General features: G+C 61.3%; 13 protein-coding genes. 10 read left to right on the plus strand and 3 right to left on the minus strand.

Features of this window, described 5'->3' with window-relative positions:
* Positions 1-76: 76 nt before the first annotated feature.
* From HDC30_RS14960 to HDC30_RS15005, 10 genes are all read left to right on the plus strand, one after another.
* The gene (locus HDC30_RS14960) at positions 77-2296 is read left to right on the plus strand and encodes a primosomal protein N' (protein WP_183783791.1); all 2220 of its coding nucleotides are present in this window, start codon (positions 77-79) and stop codon (positions 2294-2296) included.
* A 230-nt stretch (positions 2297-2526) separates the two neighbouring features.
* Positions 2527-4263, plus strand: a complete 1737-nt coding sequence (gene argS / locus HDC30_RS14965; protein WP_183783793.1) for an arginine--tRNA ligase — start codon at positions 2527-2529, stop codon at positions 4261-4263.
* 1 nt (position 4264) lies between these two features.
* Entirely contained in the window at positions 4265-4972 is a 708-nt protein-coding gene (locus HDC30_RS14970) for an SPOR domain-containing protein (RefSeq protein WP_041074932.1), read from the plus strand.
* Positions 4973-5206: 234 nt separating this feature from the next.
* Positions 5207-5737: an ATP-dependent protease subunit HslV gene (gene hslV / locus HDC30_RS14975; protein WP_007968352.1), complete on the plus strand. Its 531-nt coding sequence runs from the start codon at positions 5207-5209 to the stop codon at positions 5735-5737.
* A gap of 55 nt (positions 5738-5792) precedes the next feature.
* Positions 5793-7130, plus strand: coding sequence for an ATP-dependent protease ATPase subunit HslU (gene hslU, locus HDC30_RS14980; protein WP_007968354.1), 1338 nt, complete (start codon positions 5793-5795; stop codon positions 7128-7130).
* A gap of 143 nt (positions 7131-7273) precedes the next feature.
* The gene (locus HDC30_RS14985; RefSeq protein WP_177408978.1) at positions 7274-7645 is read left to right on the plus strand and encodes a gamma-butyrobetaine hydroxylase-like domain-containing protein; all 372 of its coding nucleotides are present in this window, start codon (positions 7274-7276) and stop codon (positions 7643-7645) included.
* 257 nt (positions 7646-7902) lie between these two features.
* Positions 7903-9582, plus strand: a complete 1680-nt coding sequence (gene phaC / locus HDC30_RS14990; RefSeq protein WP_027611304.1) for a class II poly(R)-hydroxyalkanoic acid synthase — start codon at positions 7903-7905, stop codon at positions 9580-9582.
* Positions 9583-9805: 223 nt separating this feature from the next.
* On the plus strand, positions 9806-10660 hold the full coding sequence (phaZ, locus tag HDC30_RS14995; protein ID WP_027611303.1) for a poly(3-hydroxyalkanoate) depolymerase: 855 nt from the start codon (positions 9806-9808) through the stop codon (positions 10658-10660).
* Positions 10661-10799: 139 nt separating this feature from the next.
* Complete coding sequence (gene phaC, locus HDC30_RS15000) at positions 10800-12482, plus strand: class II poly(R)-hydroxyalkanoic acid synthase (RefSeq protein ID WP_183783795.1); 1683 nt, start codon at positions 10800-10802, stop codon at positions 12480-12482.
* Positions 12483-12512: 30 nt separating this feature from the next.
* Positions 12513-13133 (plus strand): TetR/AcrR family transcriptional regulator, encoded by a 621-nt coding sequence (locus HDC30_RS15005; RefSeq protein WP_027611301.1) that lies wholly within the window; start codon positions 12513-12515, stop codon positions 13131-13133.
* Between the two features lie 257 nt (positions 13134-13390).
* Here the strand turns inward: HDC30_RS15005 and HDC30_RS15010 are convergent, their stop codons facing one another.
* The 3 genes from HDC30_RS15010 to HDC30_RS15020 form a co-directional block, all read right to left on the minus strand.
* Positions 13391-14302: a phasin family protein gene (locus HDC30_RS15010; RefSeq protein ID WP_183783796.1), complete on the minus strand. Its 912-nt coding sequence runs from the start codon at positions 14300-14302 to the stop codon at positions 13391-13393.
* A gap of 10 nt (positions 14303-14312) precedes the next feature.
* Positions 14313-14735: a phasin family protein gene (locus HDC30_RS15015; RefSeq protein WP_027611299.1), complete on the minus strand. Its 423-nt coding sequence runs from the start codon at positions 14733-14735 to the stop codon at positions 14313-14315.
* Between the two features lie 249 nt (positions 14736-14984).
* Positions 14985-15260, minus strand: a complete 276-nt coding sequence (locus HDC30_RS15020; RefSeq protein ID WP_003220859.1) for a polyhydroxyalkanoic acid system family protein — start codon at positions 15258-15260, stop codon at positions 14985-14987.
* Between the last annotated feature and the right edge of the window lie 82 nt (positions 15261-15342).

Consider the following 15342-nt stretch of genomic DNA (forward strand, 5'->3'; position numbering starts at 1 on the left):
GCTTTCGCGAGCAGGCTCGCTCCCACAGGTTATATACGCAGTCCTTTTAATCGCCTGCTGATCGAGATCCCCCCGCGTGCCCGACGCCATTCTGCGCCTCGCCCTGCCTTCGCCCCTGCGCCGTCTGTTCGATTATCGGGCGCCGGCCGGGGTGCTGCGCGCCCAGTTGCAGCCGGGCATGCGCCTGCGGGTGCCGTTCGGGCGACGGGAAATGATCGGGATTCTGGTCGAGATCACCGACACCAGCGACGTGCCGCTGGAAAAACTCAAGCCGGCGCTGGCCCTGCTCGATGTCGAACCGCCGTTGCCGCCCGCACTGTTCAAGCTGTGCCTGTGGACGTCGCAGTATTACCAGCACAGTCTCGGCGACACCTTGAGCTGGGCGCTGCCGGTGCTGCTGCGTCAGGGCGAACTGGCCGAGGCGCGACAGGAGCGCTTCTGGTCAGTCGCCCCCGGCGCCAGCCTCGATGATCCGCGCGTCGCCCGCGCCCCGCGCCAGCGTGAAGCGCTGGCGACGCTGGCGCAGCACCCGCACGGCGTGGCCCATCAGTTGTTGAGCAAGCTGATGCTGAGCAAGGACAGCCTCGACCTGCTGCTGGCCAAGGGTCTGGTGCAAGTGGAGATTCGTCGGCACGCCCCTGGCGTGCGCCATGAACATTGGTTGGCGCAACCGGAGTTGCCGCTGAACACCGAACAACGCGCCGCTTACGAAGCGATCCGTGCCGGGTTCGACAGTTATCACGCGTTTCTGCTGGCCGGGGTCACGGGCAGCGGCAAGACCGAAGTCTATTTGCAACTGATCCGCGAAACCCTCGAAGCCGGCAAGCAGGCACTGGTGCTGATCCCGGAGATCAACCTCGGCCCGCAGACCCTGGCGCGTTTCGAGCAGCGCTTCAATGCGCGCATCGCCCTGCTGCATTCGGCGGTCAACGACCGTGAGCGTCTCGATGCGTGGCTCGCCGCCCGTGACGGCGAGGCCGACATTATTATCGGCACTCGCTCGGCGCTGTTCACCCCGATGAAGAACCCGGGTCTGATCATCATCGACGAAGAACACGACGGCTCCTATAAACAGCAGGAAGGCCTGCGCTACCACGCCCGGGATCTGGCACTGGTGCGCGCGCGACAGGAAAACATCCCGATCGTCCTCGGCTCTGCCACGCCTTCGCTGGAAAGCCTGCACAACGCCTACACCGGTCGTTATGGCCTGCTGCGCCTCAACGAGCGGGCCGGCGGCGCCAAGCAACCACGTTTCCTGCGCCTGGACGTGAAAAGCCGCCCGCTGGACAGCGGCATTTCCGGGCCGATGCAGCAAGCCATCGGCCAGACCCTCGCGGCGGGCCAGCAGGTGCTGGTGTTTCTCAACCGGCGCGGCTTTGCGCCGACGTTGCTGTGCCACGATTGCGGCTGGATGTCCGAGTGCTCACGCTGCGATGCGCGAATGACCGTGCACCAGCGCTACGGCGAACTGCGCTGCCACCACTGTGGCAACGTCGAGCGCACGCCGCGCCAATGCCCCAAGTGCAACAAAGTCGATCTGCGGCCGGTGGGCGCCGGCACCGAACGCGCCGAAGAGCGCCTGGCGATTCTGTTCCCGGACTACCCGGTGCTGCGCGTCGACCGCGACAGCACTTCGCGCAAGGACGCGATGAATCAACTGTTCGCGACGATTCAGAAAGGCCAGCCGTGCATTCTGGTCGGCACGCAAATGCTGGCCAAGGGACACCACTTCCCCCGGGTTACGCTGGTGTCGATTCTGGATGCCGACGGCGGACTGTTCTCCGGCGACTTCCGTGCCAGCGAGCGCATGGCGCAATTGATCGTGCAGGTCGCCGGGCGCGCCGGGCGGGCTGAGGAGCCGGGCAAAGTGATCATCCAGACCCACCTGGCCGACCATCCTTTATTAGTGCAACTGACCGAACAGGGTTACTTCGCTTTCGCCGAGCAGGCCTTGAGCGAGCGCCGGGCTGCCGGACTGCCGCCGTTTTCACACTTGGCCCTGTTGCGTGCCGAAGCGCACAAACCGGGGCAGGCCGAAGGTTTTCTCGATGAGGCATGCAGCGCGGCCGAACGCTTGCTGGTCGAGCAGAATCTGAGCGGCATCGAATTGCTCGGGCCGGTGCCGGCGCCGATGGAGCGCCGAGCCGGTCGCTATCGTGCACAGTTGTTGGTGCAGGCGGCAGCCCGGGCCCCGCTGCATCGGTTGCTCGCCGGCTGGTTGCTGGAGCTGGAGCAGATGCCGAGCGGGCGCGCGGTGCGCTGGTCGCTGGATGTCGATCCCGTGGATCTGTATTGATCTGAAAATCGCCTTCGCGAGCAAGCTCGCTCCCACAGGGTATGAGCCAGACAAATGAACGCCGCTGATCCATTGTGGGAGCGGGCTTGCTCGCGAAGAGGCCCGAATTGTCACCACATATCCATAAGCTGCCTGCTAAGGTTGGCAAGCCCGTCTTCGCAACGGATAATGCCCAGTTTTTCCACCCGCGCATCGATGCGCCGCCGCGCTTGCGGTCGAAAGAGAAGACCATGAAAGACACCATTCGCCAGCTGATCCAACAAGCCCTCACCCAACTCGTCAACGAAGGTGTGTTGCCTGAAGGCCTGTCGCCGGCGATTCAGGTGGAGAACGCCCGCGACAAAACCCACGGCGACTTCGCCAGCAACATCGCCATGATGCTGGCCAAGCCTGCGGGCATGAAGCCGCGCGATCTGGCGGAGAAAATCATCGCTGCGCTGCCGGCCGACGAGAACGTCACCAAGGCCGAAATCGCCGGTCCAGGCTTCATCAATTTCTTCCAGAACACCCAGGCCCTCGCCTCGCGCCTCGACGCCGCTCTGGCCGACGCTAACGTTGGCGTGCGCAAGGCCGGCCCGGCGCAGCGCACCGTGGTCGACCTGTCGGCACCGAACCTGGCCAAAGAGATGCACGTCGGCCACCTGCGCTCGACGATCATCGGCGACGGCGTGGCCCGTGTTCTCGAGTTCCTCGGCGACGAAGTGATCCGCCAGAACCACGTGGGCGACTGGGGCACCCAGTTCGGCATGCTGATGGCGTATCTGCAGGAAAACCCGATCACCAGCGACGAGCTGTCCGATCTGGAAAACTTCTACCGCACCGCCAAGCAGCGTTTCGACGAATCCGAAGAATTCGCCGACCGCGCCCGTGGTCTGGTGGTCAAGCTGCAGGCCGGCGATGCCGAGTGCCTGGCGCTGTGGACCAGGTTCAAGGACATCTCGCTGTCGCACTGCCAGAAGATCTACGAACTGCTCAACGTCAAACTGACCATGGCCGACGTGATGGGCGAAAGCGCCTACAACGACGACCTGATCAACGTGGTCAACGACCTGAAGGCCGCCGGCATGCTGGTCGAGAGCAACGGCGCCCAGTGCGTGTTCCTCGACGAGTTCAAGAACGCCGACGGCGATCCGCTGCCAGTGATCATCGTCAAGGCTGACGGCGGTTACCTGTACGCCACCACTGACCTGGCAGCCGTGCGCTATCGCAGTGGCAAGCTGAAAGCTGATCGCGCGCTGTACTTCGTCGACCAGCGTCAGGCCCTGCACTTCCAGCAAGTGTTCGCCGTGGCGCGCAAGGCCGGTTTCGTGACCCATCCGATGGAAATGGAGCACATGGGCTTCGGCACCATGAACGGCGCCGACGGCCGTCCGTTCAAGACCCGTGATGGCGGCACCGTGAAGCTGATCGATTTGCTGACCGAAGCCCAGGAACGTGCCTACAACCTGGTCAAAGAGAAAAACCCGACACTGGCCGAAGACGAACTGCGCAACATCGCCAAGGTTGTCGGCATCGGTGCGGTGAAATACGCCGACCTGTCCAAGCACCGCACCAGCGACTACAGCTTCAACTTCGACCTGATGCTGAATTTCGAAGGCAACACCGCGCCGTACCTGTTGTACGCCTACACCCGTGTGGCCGGGGTGTTCCGCAAACTGGGCAAGGACTTCAGCCAAGTCGATGGCCGGATCGTCCTCGAAGCCGCGCACGAGCAAGAGCTGGCGGCGAAGCTGGCGCAGTTCGGCGAAGTGCTGAACAACGTCGCGGAAAAAGGCACACCGCACATCCTCTGCACCTATCTGTATGACGTCGCCGGTCTGTTCTCCAGCTTCTACGAGAACTGCCCGATCCTCGCCGCCGAGACGCCGGTCCAGATGCAGAGCCGTCTGCGTCTGGCCGCGCTGACCGGTCGTACTCTCAAGCAAGGCCTGGAACTGTTGGGCCTGGAAACTCTGGAGCGCATGTAAGTTGGCTGCCAAGAAAAAACCTGCACCCAAGCGTGGCGCCAGCCGTTACCAAGCTCCTGCAAAGCAACCGATCCCGGGCTGGCTGTGGATGGCCATCGGCCTGACGGTCGGTGCGTTCATCGTGTTTCTGATGAAACTGGAGCCTGGCAAGGGCAGCGACACGGTCAAGCGCGAGAAAGTCGAGCAGGCGCAACAGCAGAAAGCGTCGAAGATCGCCGAGGCCAACAAGACCCCGCCGAGCCCGACGCAACCGGTGAAGCCGAAGTACGACTTCTACACCTTGCTGCCGGAATCGGAAGTGATCGTGCCGCCGGATGCCGTGCCGGAGAAAACCCTGCCGACGCCACAAGTGCCGACCACGCCGGTCACCCCGGCGGAAGCGGCGAAGATCGACACCGCGCGGGCGCAGGCTGCGCTGTCAGGTATTACCCCGCCGCCAGCGCCACCGGTGGCGAAAGCGGCGCCGGTGACCAAGTTCTTCCTCCAGGCCGGTTCGTTCCGCAAAGAGGCGGACGCGGACAAGGTGCGAGCGCAGATCATTCTGCTCGGCCAGGCTGTTTCGGTTGAGTCGGGCACGGTGAAGGATGAAACCTGGTACCGCGTATTGGTCGGCCCGTTCAGCAACCGCGAACAGCTGACGACTGCGCAAAAACAACTGGCCGGCAGCGGCTTCAGCAACCTGTTGTTACAACAACGCCAGAGCCGCTGATTCCGTCAGTCGCATCGCGTCATCGTTCATTCGCGAGCAGGCTCGCTCCCACAGGAATCACGCAGTCCCTGTGGGAGCGAGCCTGCTCGCGAAGGCGTCATAACCGGCACAACATATTCCCGGTCTGTCCTCAGCCGTTCGTCCCCCTGCGCCCTCCCCGGTTGAAATCCTATCCAGCACCCCCATATGAATGGGCATAAGGCATTTTCGCCCCGCTGCGTGGAGACTCTTCCCTTGACCACCATCGTTTCAGTCCGCCGCCACGGCAAAGTCGTCATGGGCGGCGACGGCCAGGTTTCTCTCGGCAACACCGTGATGAAAGGCAACGCGAAGAAAGTTCGTCGCCTGTACCACGGCCAGGTCATCGCCGGTTTCGCCGGTGCCACCGCCGACGCCTTCACCCTGTTCGAACGTTTCGAAGGCCAGCTCGAGAAACATCAGGGCCACCTGATCCGCGCCGCTGTCGAACTCGCCAAAGAATGGCGCACCGACCGCTCCCTGAGCCGCCTCGAAGCCATGCTCGCGGTCGCCAACAAGGACGCCTCGCTGATCATCACCGGCAACGGTGACGTGGTCGAACCCGAAGACGGCCTGATCGCCATGGGTTCCGGCGGTGCCTACGCGCAAGCCGCAGCCAGCGCGCTGTTGAAAAAGACCGACCTGTCGGCCCGTGAGATCGTCGAAACTGCCCTCGGTATCGCCGGCGACATCTGTGTATTCACCAACCACACCCAGACCATTGAGGAGCAGGATCTCGCTGAATAAGCCTGACGCGGCCTAAGTGCCACGGCTTGTTTCTGCTTGAGGACCGTCAATTACTATGTCCATGACTCCCCGCGAAATCGTCCACGAACTCAACCGCCATATCATCGGCCAGGACGATGCCAAGCGCGCCGTCGCGATTGCCCTGCGCAACCGCTGGCGCCGCATGCAGCTGCCTGAAGAGCTGCGCGTTGAAGTGACCCCGAAAAACATCCTGATGATCGGCCCGACCGGTGTCGGTAAAACCGAAATCGCCCGTCGCCTGGCGAAACTGGCCAACGCGCCGTTCATCAAGGTCGAAGCGACCAAATTCACCGAAGTCGGCTACGTTGGCCGTGACGTCGAATCGATCATCCGTGATCTGGCCGACGCCGCGATCAAGATGCTCCGCGAGCAGGAAATGACCCGCGTGCGTCACCGTGCCGAAGACGCTGCCGAGGACCGTATCCTCGACGCACTGCTGCCACCGGCGCGCATGGGCTTTAGCAATGAAGAAGCACCGAGCAGCGATTCCAACACCCGTCAGCTGTTCCGCAAGCGCCTGCGCGAAGGCCAGTTGGACGACAAGGAAATCGAGATCGAAGTCGCCGAAGTGGCCGGCATCGAAATCGCCACGCCGCCTGGCATGGAAGAGATGACCAGCCAGTTGCAGAACCTGTTCGCCAACATGGGCAAGGGCAAGAAGAAAGCGCGCAAGCTCAAGGTCAAAGAAGCGCTGAAACTGGTGCGCGACGAAGAGGCCGGGCGCCTGGTCAACGAAGAAGAGCTGAAGGCCAAGGCCCTGGAAGCGGTCGAGCAACACGGCATCGTGTTCATCGACGAAATCGACAAGGTCGCCAAGCGCGGTAATGTCGGCGGCGCCGATGTCTCCCGTGAAGGCGTACAGCGCGACCTGCTGCCGTTGATCGAGGGCTGCACCGTCAACACCAAGCTGGGCATGGTCAAGACCGACCATATCCTGTTCATCGCCTCCGGTGCGTTCCACCTGAGCAAGCCGAGCGATCTGGTGCCTGAGCTGCAAGGCCGTCTGCCGATCCGCGTCGAACTCAAAGCCCTGAGCCCGGAAGACTTCGAGCGCATCCTCAGCGAGCCGCACGCTTCGCTCACCGAGCAATATTGCGCGCTGCTGAAAACCGAAGGCCTGAACATCCAGTTCCAGCCGGAAGGCATCAAGCGTCTGGCGGAGATCGCCTGGCAGGTCAACGAGAAGACCGAGAACATCGGTGCCCGTCGCCTGCACACGCTGCTCGAGCGTCTGCTGGAAGAGGTGTCGTTCAGTGCCGGCGACCTGGCCAGCGCGCATGACGACAAGCCGATCCTGATCGACGCTGCGTACGTCAACAGCCATCTGGGCGAATTGGCGCAGAACGAAGATCTGTCCCGTTATATCCTGTAGGTCACTCTTACAGATGTAATGGAACTGTGGGAGCGAGCCTGCTCGCGAAGACGGCAGTACATTCAACCGTTGCGTTGACTGAACCACCGCATTCGCGAGCAGGCTCGCTCCCACAAGGTTCCGCACAAGACGGAAACCTGCTCATGATCCCCACCGACATCAAACTGCACAAAGCCTCGAAAACCCTGACGCTCAAATACGCGTCCGGCGAGGAGTACACCCTGCCCGCCGAATTCCTGCGCGTGCACTCCCCCTCCGCCGAGGTCCAGGGCCACGGCAAACCGATCCTGCAATTCGGCAAGCTCAATGTCGGCCTCAGCGGCCTGGAACCGGCCGGTCAGTACGCACTGAAACTGACCTTCGACGACGGTCACGACAGCGGCCTGTTCACCTGGGATTATCTCTACGAGCTGGGGCGACGTCATGACGCACTCTGGGCCGATTATCTGGCCGAGCTCAAAGCGGCCGGGAAAACCCGCGATCCGGACCAGTCAATCGTCAAGCTGATGCTCTAGTCCGAGACTCTTGCTCTTTAGAGGGCATTTTCTAAATTCATCTGTTTGAATGCTCTGCTGTGTGGCCGAGGATCGGCCTGCTTGCGAAAAAAATTAAACTCGGGTAACCAATGGAGCTGGCAAGTTCCCTGCAGTGCTCTACGACTGTAAAGCAGCTATGCAGAATTAACGGTCACCCGAGCAGTAGTACCTGGCATTCGCTGTGGAACTGCACAGCAGAAAACGGGTACTCGTCTCAGGACAATGGAGCGTCGTAGATGAGTAACAAGAATAACGATGACCTGAAGTACCAAGCCTCGGAAAACACCCTGGGGCTTAATCCCGTCGTTGGGCTGCGCGGAAAGGATCTGCTGGCCTCTGCTCGAATGGTGCTGACCCAGGCCATCAAACAACCGATCCATAGCGTCAAGCACGTGACCCATTTCGGTCTTGAACTGAAGAACGTGCTGTTCGGCAAATCCGAACTGCAACCGGCCAGCGATGACCGTCGCTTCGCTGATCCGGCGTGGAGTCAGAACCCGCTCTACAAACGTTATCTGCAAACTTACCTGGCGTGGCGCAAGGAGCTCCATTCCTGGATCGACGACAGCAGCCTGTCACCCAAAGACATCGCGCGCGGCCACTTCGTGATCAACCTGATGACCGAAGCCATGGCCCCGACCAACACCGCCGCCAACCCGGCGGCGGTCAAACGCTTCTTCGAGACCGGCGGCAAAAGCCTGCTCGACGGCCTCTCGCATCTGGCCAAGGATCTGGTGCACAACGGCGGCATGCCGAGCCAGGTCAACATGGGCGCGTTCGAGGTCGGCAAGAGCCTTGGCGTGACCGAAGGCGCGGTGGTGTTTCGCAACGACGTGCTGGAGCTGATCCAGTACAAGCCGATCACCGAACAGGTCCATGAGCGGCCATTGCTTGTGGTGCCGCCACAGATCAACAAGTTCTACGTTTTCGACCTGAGCCCGGACAAGAGTCTGGCGCGCTTCTGCCTGCGTAATAACGTGCAGACCTTCATTGTCAGTTGGCGTAACCCGACCAAGGCCCAGCGCGAGTGGGGCCTGTCGACCTACATCGATGCGCTCAAGGAAGCAGTCGACGTGGTCACCGCCATCACCGGCAGCAAAGACGTGAACATGCTCGGTGCCTGCTCCGGCGGCATCACCTGCACCGCTCTGCTCGGCCACTATGCCGCCCTCGGCGAAAAGAAGGTCAACGCCCTGACCCTGCTGGTCAGCGTCCTCGACACCACCCTGGACAGCGACGTCGCCCTGTTCGTCGACGAGCAGACCCTCGAGACCGCCAAGCGTCACTCATATCAGGCCGGCGTGCTCGAAGGCAAAGACATGGCCAAGGTCTTCGCGTGGATGCGCCCCAACGACCTGATCTGGAACTACTGGGTCAACAACTACCTGCTCGGTAACGAGCCGCCGGTGTTCGACATCCTGTTCTGGAACAACGACACCACCCGGTTGCCGGCCGCGTTTCACGGCGACCTGATCGAGATGTTCAAAAACAACCCACTGATCCGCCCCAATGCACTGGAAGTGTGCGGCACGCCGATCGACCTCAAGCAGGTCACCGCCGACATCTTCTCGCTGGCCGGTACCAACGACCACATCACCCCGTGGAAGTCCTGCTACAAGTCGGCGCAGCTGTTTGGCGGCAAGGTCGAGTTCGTGCTGTCGAGCAGCGGGCACATCCAGAGCATCCTGAACCCGCCGGGCAACCCGAAATCGCGCTACATGACCAGCGAAGGCATGGCCGCCAATGCCGACGAATGGCAAGAGAACTCGACCAAGCACACCGATTCCTGGTGGCTGTACTGGCAGGCGTGGCAGGCCGAGCGCTCGGGTAATCTGAAAAAAGCACCAACCAAACTCGGCAACAAGGCGTACGCGCCAGGAGAAGCATCGCCGGGCACTTACGTTCATGAGCGGTAACTGACACACCTCATTCCCCTGTGGGAGCGGGCTTGTGGTGAGGGGATTCATCCCCGATGGGTCGCGCAGCGGCCCCAAAACCTGCAATCGCGGCAACTATGATTCTCCGCGTTGAGGGTGTGCGACTGCTTCGCAGTCGATCGGGGATAAATCCCCTCGCCACAATGCCCGCTCCCACAAGGGATTGGAGGTGATATTGAGATTGACCCACAGGGCCTGAAGCATGCCGCAACCGTTCATTTTCCGTACCGTCGATCTGGATGGGCAGACCCTCCGCACCGCGGTACGCCCCGGCAAGCCTCATTTGACGCCCTTGCTGATTTTCAACGGCATCGGCGCCAACCTGGAGCTGGTGTTTCCGTTTGTCGCGGCGCTGGACCCGGATCTGGAAGTGATCGCCTTCGACGTGCCCGGTGTCGGCGGCTCGTCGACGCCCAACCGGCCTTATCGCTTTCCCGGGCTGGCGAAGCTGACGGCGCGGATGCTCGACTACCTCGACTACGGCCAGGTCAATGTGATCGGCGTGTCGTGGGGCGGCGCGCTGGCGCAGCAATTCGCCCACGACTACCCCGAGCGCTGCAAGAAACTGGTGCTGGCGGCGACCGCGGCCGGCGCCTTCATGGTGCCGGGCAAGCCGAAAGTGCTGTGGATGATGGCCAGTCCCCGGCGCTACATCCAGCCGTCCCACGTGATCCGCATTGCGCCGTTGATCTACGGCGGCTCGTTCCGCCGCGACCCGACCCTGGCTGCCAGCCATGCGGCGAAAGTGCGTTCGGCGGGCAAGCTCGGTTACTACTGGCAGCTGTTCGCCGGCCTCGGCTGGACCAGCATTCACTGGCTGCACAAGATCCATCAGCCGACCCTGGTGCTGGCCGGCGACGACGATCCACTGATCCCGCTGATCAACATGCGCATGCTCGCCTGGCGGATTCCCAACGCCCAACTGCACATCATCGACGACGGTCATTTGTTCCTGATCACCCGCGCCGAAGCCGTGGCGCCGATCATCATGAAATTCCTTGAGGAGGAACGACAGCGCGCCGTGATGCACCCGCACCCGACCCCGCTGGGCGGATAAATCACCGCGGCAGGCTTTATGCAGGGTTTTGAACAAAGTGCGCGGCAGGACGCCGCGCAGGCAGCAACCCGTAACAGCGACTATGGTGTTCTGGTTCGGTGAGTTTGTTTTTGACCTGAAGACGAAGGAGTGTTGAGTCATGCGCGACAAACCTGCGACGGGCGTAGTGCCCAGTCCCGCCGTGTTCATCAATGCACAAAGTGCAATGACCGGCCTGCGTGGGCGGGACTTGCTCTCGACCTTGCGCAGCGTCGCCGCCCACGGTCTGCGCAACCCGCTCCACAGTGCGAAACACGCCTTGAAACTCGGCGGCCAGCTCGGTCGCGTGCTGCTCGGTGAAACCCTGCACCCGACCAACCCGCAGGACGCGCGGTTCGCCGATCCGGCGTGGAGCCTCAATCCGTTCTACCGGCGCAGCCTGCAGGCGTATCTGGCCTGGCAGAAACAGGTCAAGAGCTGGATCGATGAAAGCAGCATGAGCGAGGACGATCGCGCTCGCGCGCACTTCGCGTTCACCCTGCTCAACGATGCCGTCGCGCCCTCCAATACCTTGCTCAATCCGCTGGCGGTCAAGGAACTGTTCAATTCCGGCGGCCAGAGTCTGGTGCGCGGCCTGAGCCATCTGTTTGATGATCTGCTGCACAACGATGGCCTGCCACGCCAGGTTACCAAGCAGGCGTTCGAAGTTGGCAAGACCGTCGCGACCACCCCCGGTGCGGTGGTGTTTCGCAACGAGATGCTCGAGCTGATCCAGTACAAGCCGATGAGCGAAAAACAGTACGCCAAGCCGCTGCTGGTGGTGCCGCCGCAAATTAACAAGTACTACATTTTCGACCTCAGCCCGCAGAACAGCTTTGTCCAGTACGCGCTGAAAAACGGTCTGCAGACCTTCATGATCAGCTGGCGCAACCCGGACGTGCGCCACCGTGAATGGGGCCTGTCGACCTACGTCGAAGCGGTGGAGGAAGCGATGAACATCTGCCGGGCGATCACCGGCGCGCGCGAGGTCAACCTGATGGGCGCCTGCGCCGGCGGCCTGACCATCGCTGCGCTACAGGGGCATCTGCAGGCCAAACGGCAACTGCGGAGGATCTCCAGTGCGACCTATCTGGTCAGCCTGCTCGACAGCGAGATCGAAACCCCGACCACCCTGTTCGCCGACGAACAGACCATCGAAGCGGCCAAACGCCGCTCCTACCAGCGAGGCGTGCTCGACGGTCGCGACATGGCCAAGGTGTTTGCCTGGATGCGGCCCAACGATTTGATCTGGAGCTACTTCGTCAATAACTACCTGCTCGGCAAAGAGCCACCGGCCTTCGACATTCTCTACTGGAACAACGATAACACTCGCCTGCCCGCCGCGTTCCACGGCGACCTGCTGGACTTCTTCAAACACAACCCGCTGACCCACCCGGGTGGCCTGGAAGTCTGCGGTACGCCGATCGATCTGCAGAAAGTCACCGTCGACAGCTTCAGCGTGGCCGGCATGAACGACCACATCACGCCGTGGGACGCGGTGTACCGCTCGACCCTGCTGCTCGGTGGCGAGCGGCGTTTCGTACTGTCCAACAGTGGGCACGTGCAGAGCATCCTCAACCCGCCGAGCAACCCGAAAGCCAATTACGTCGAGAACGGCAAGCTGAGCAGCGATCCGCGCGCCTGGTACTACGACGCCAAGCGCGTCGACGGCAGTTGGTGGCCGCAGTGGCTGGAGTGGATACAGCAGCGCTCCGGCACGCAGCACGAAACCACGTTTACCCTCGGCAACCCGAATTATCCACCGATGGAGGCAGCACCCGGCACCTACGTGCATGTGCGCTGACGCTTAACCGAACTTTTCTAAGAAGACTGGATGAAAACCCGCGACCGGATTCTCGAATGTGCCCTGCAACTATTCAACGAAAAGGGTGAGCCCAACGTCTCCACCATGGAAGTTGCCAACGAAATGGGGATCAGCCCCGGCAATCTCTACTACCACTTTCACGGCAAGGAGCCGTTGATTCTCGGCCTGTTCGAACGCTTCCAGAACGAACTGGCGCCGCTGCTCGATCCGCCATCGGATGCCGAGCTGGCGCCGGAGGATTACTGGCTGTTTCTGCACCTGATCGTCGAGCGCCTGGCGCAGTACCGGTTTCTGTTCCAGGACCTGTCGAACCTCGCCGGGCGCCTGCCGAAACTGGCCAAGGGCATTCGCAACCTGCTCAACGCGCTCAAGCGTACGCTGGCGTCCTTGCTGGCGCGGTTGAAGGCTTCGGGGCAACTGGTCAGTGACACCCAGGCGTTGGGGCAACTGGTGGAGCAGATCACCCTGACCCTGCTGTTCTCGCTGGACTATCAGCGGATTCTCGATCGTGAAGGCGAGGTCAAACTGGTGGTGTACCAGATCATGATGCTGGTGGCGCCGCATCTGCTGCCGCCGGTGAAAGTGGCGACGGAGCGGATGGCCCTGCAATACCTCGAAGATCACGAATGAAATCAAGAGCCCCTCACCCTAACCCTCTCCCAGAGGGAGAGGGGACTGACCTTATTGTCTTACGCGATACGGCGACCTGAAAAATCCAGTCGATTATGGATTCAATACGACACTTTCAGGTCGGTGTAAGGCTGAAGCATCCCCGAATCGGCCCCCTCTCCCTCGGGGAGAGGGCTGGGGTGAGGGTAAGCTTTTAAAAAGCACAAACAAAAACGCCCGACCTTCACAGGCCGGGCGTTTTGTTTTGCCCTGAAAAATCAGGACTGACTGGTTGGCGTCGACGGGGTCGATGCAGCAGTCGGGGTGGCTGCCGGAGTCGGTGCAGCGGCGGAGTTCGACGCGCTGGCCGGGGTTGCCGGGGTGGCTGGCTTGGCTGCTGCGGGTGCAGCTGGCTTCGGCGCAGCGGCCTTCGGCGCGGCCGGTTTTTTCACTGCCGGTTTTTTCGCCGCAGCCGGTTTGGCCGCAGGTTTGGCAGCCGGTTTCGCGGCAGCGGTTTTCGCTGCTGGCTTGGCGGCTGGTTTGGCCGCGGACTTGGCCGCAGGTTTCGCAGCGGCTTTGGCAGCAACCGGTTTCGCGGCAGCCTTGGCGGCTGGTTTGGCAGCGGCCGTTTTAGCAGCAGGCTTGGCGGCAGCGGTTTTTGCCGCTGGCTTGGCCGCAGCTTTGGCAGCTGGTTTCGCAGCCGCTTTAGCCAGTGGCTTGGCGGCGGTTTTGGCTGCCGGTTTGGCCGCTGCGGTTTTCGCCGCGACCGGTTGGGTTTTCAGACCGGTGAGTTTCTCGATCTGCTTGGTCAAGGTCTCGACCTTGCTGTGCAGCGCTTTGACTTCATTGCGGCTAGGCACACCCAGGCGCGAAATCGCGCTGTTCAGGCGCTTGTCGAAAGCCCCTTCCAGCTCGTCCCACTTGCCCAGTGCGCGATCTTTCACGCCGCTGATGCGCGATTTGGCCGAAGAAGCGGAATCCTTGGCGGCATCGACTTTCTTGCCGACTGCAGACTTGGTGAGCTTCTCGGCTTTCTCGCCGTCTTTGACCAATGTATCGAAGAGCTTGCTGCCGTCAGTGTCGATCTTCGAGTACACGCCTAAACCAGCCAGCCAGATTTTGCGGGAGTAGTCTTCGACTTTCCCAATCCACGAGCTGCCTTCTTTATCGGTGTTCTTTTTACCAGCCATCCCGTTCTCCTTAAGATTTACGCGCGACGCGTTCGAGCAATGCCGTCAGCTCATCGAGCTTAGCAGAGAGTGTCTCAACGTCATGTTTAGACGGAATGCCGATACGATTCAAGGCGCTTGCTACACGGGAGTCGAACGCCTTCTCGACCTTGTCGAGCTGAACTTCGACGCGACCTTTGAACGAGCTGACTTCATCCTTGGCTTCGTCGATCTCGGCATTGGCGGCTTCGAGTTTTTCGGTGACGACTCTTTTGCCTTTCTTTTCAACAGTTTGACCAGCCTTGATCAGCTCTTGAAAGTAGTCGCTGCCCTCCTGGCCGACCTTGGTGTAGGCACCCAGGCCTGCCAGCCAGATCTTGCGGGCATAGGATTTGACGTCGCTCAGAGCAGAAGTCGAAGCGTCGATTTTTTTCTTCAGAATGACTTTGGCCATGGTGCACCTCACGCGCAGAAGGTTTGAGGAACTGCCCGCAAAAGTGTCGGGCTCAGGCACAAAGTAGGGAGAAAAATTAGAAACGGCACCCTAACAACTGACATAAACAGCAGGGGCACCACCAAACAAATGTGGGAGCGAGCCTGCTCGCGAATACGGTGTATCAGTCAATATTCGAGTCGACTAACACACCGCTTTCGCGAGCAGGCTCGCTCCCACAAGGGATCTCGGGTTACCGAAGAATCGCGATCAGACCAGCGCTTTGTCCAGCGCCTTCTCGATCTCGGCTTTGATCATGCCGCTCATGGCCGACATCATGATGCCCAGTTCCACGTCGACACGGATCGAGTCGTCGGCCACATGCACCGCGCCTTTCACGCCCGAGCGCTTGAGGTTCAGGGTGTCGCCCGACCACTGCGGCTCCAGGCCATATTGATCGGAGAGTTTCTGCGCCAGCTTGTCGGCCTTCTCGCGGGCGGCTTCCTTGCCCAGGCTGTGGGCACGCTCAACACTGATTTTGGCCATCGAATGACTCCTGCTTGATGAATAGGTGACGGTAAATCTTGACCGCGTCTGCGGCAAATCGTCCCGAAGGTCGCCCATCTTA

Source organism: Pseudomonas sp. JAI115 (genome assembly GCF_014200835.1).
GTDB classification, from domain to species: Bacteria; Pseudomonadota; Gammaproteobacteria; order Pseudomonadales; family Pseudomonadaceae; genus Aquipseudomonas; species Aquipseudomonas putida_A.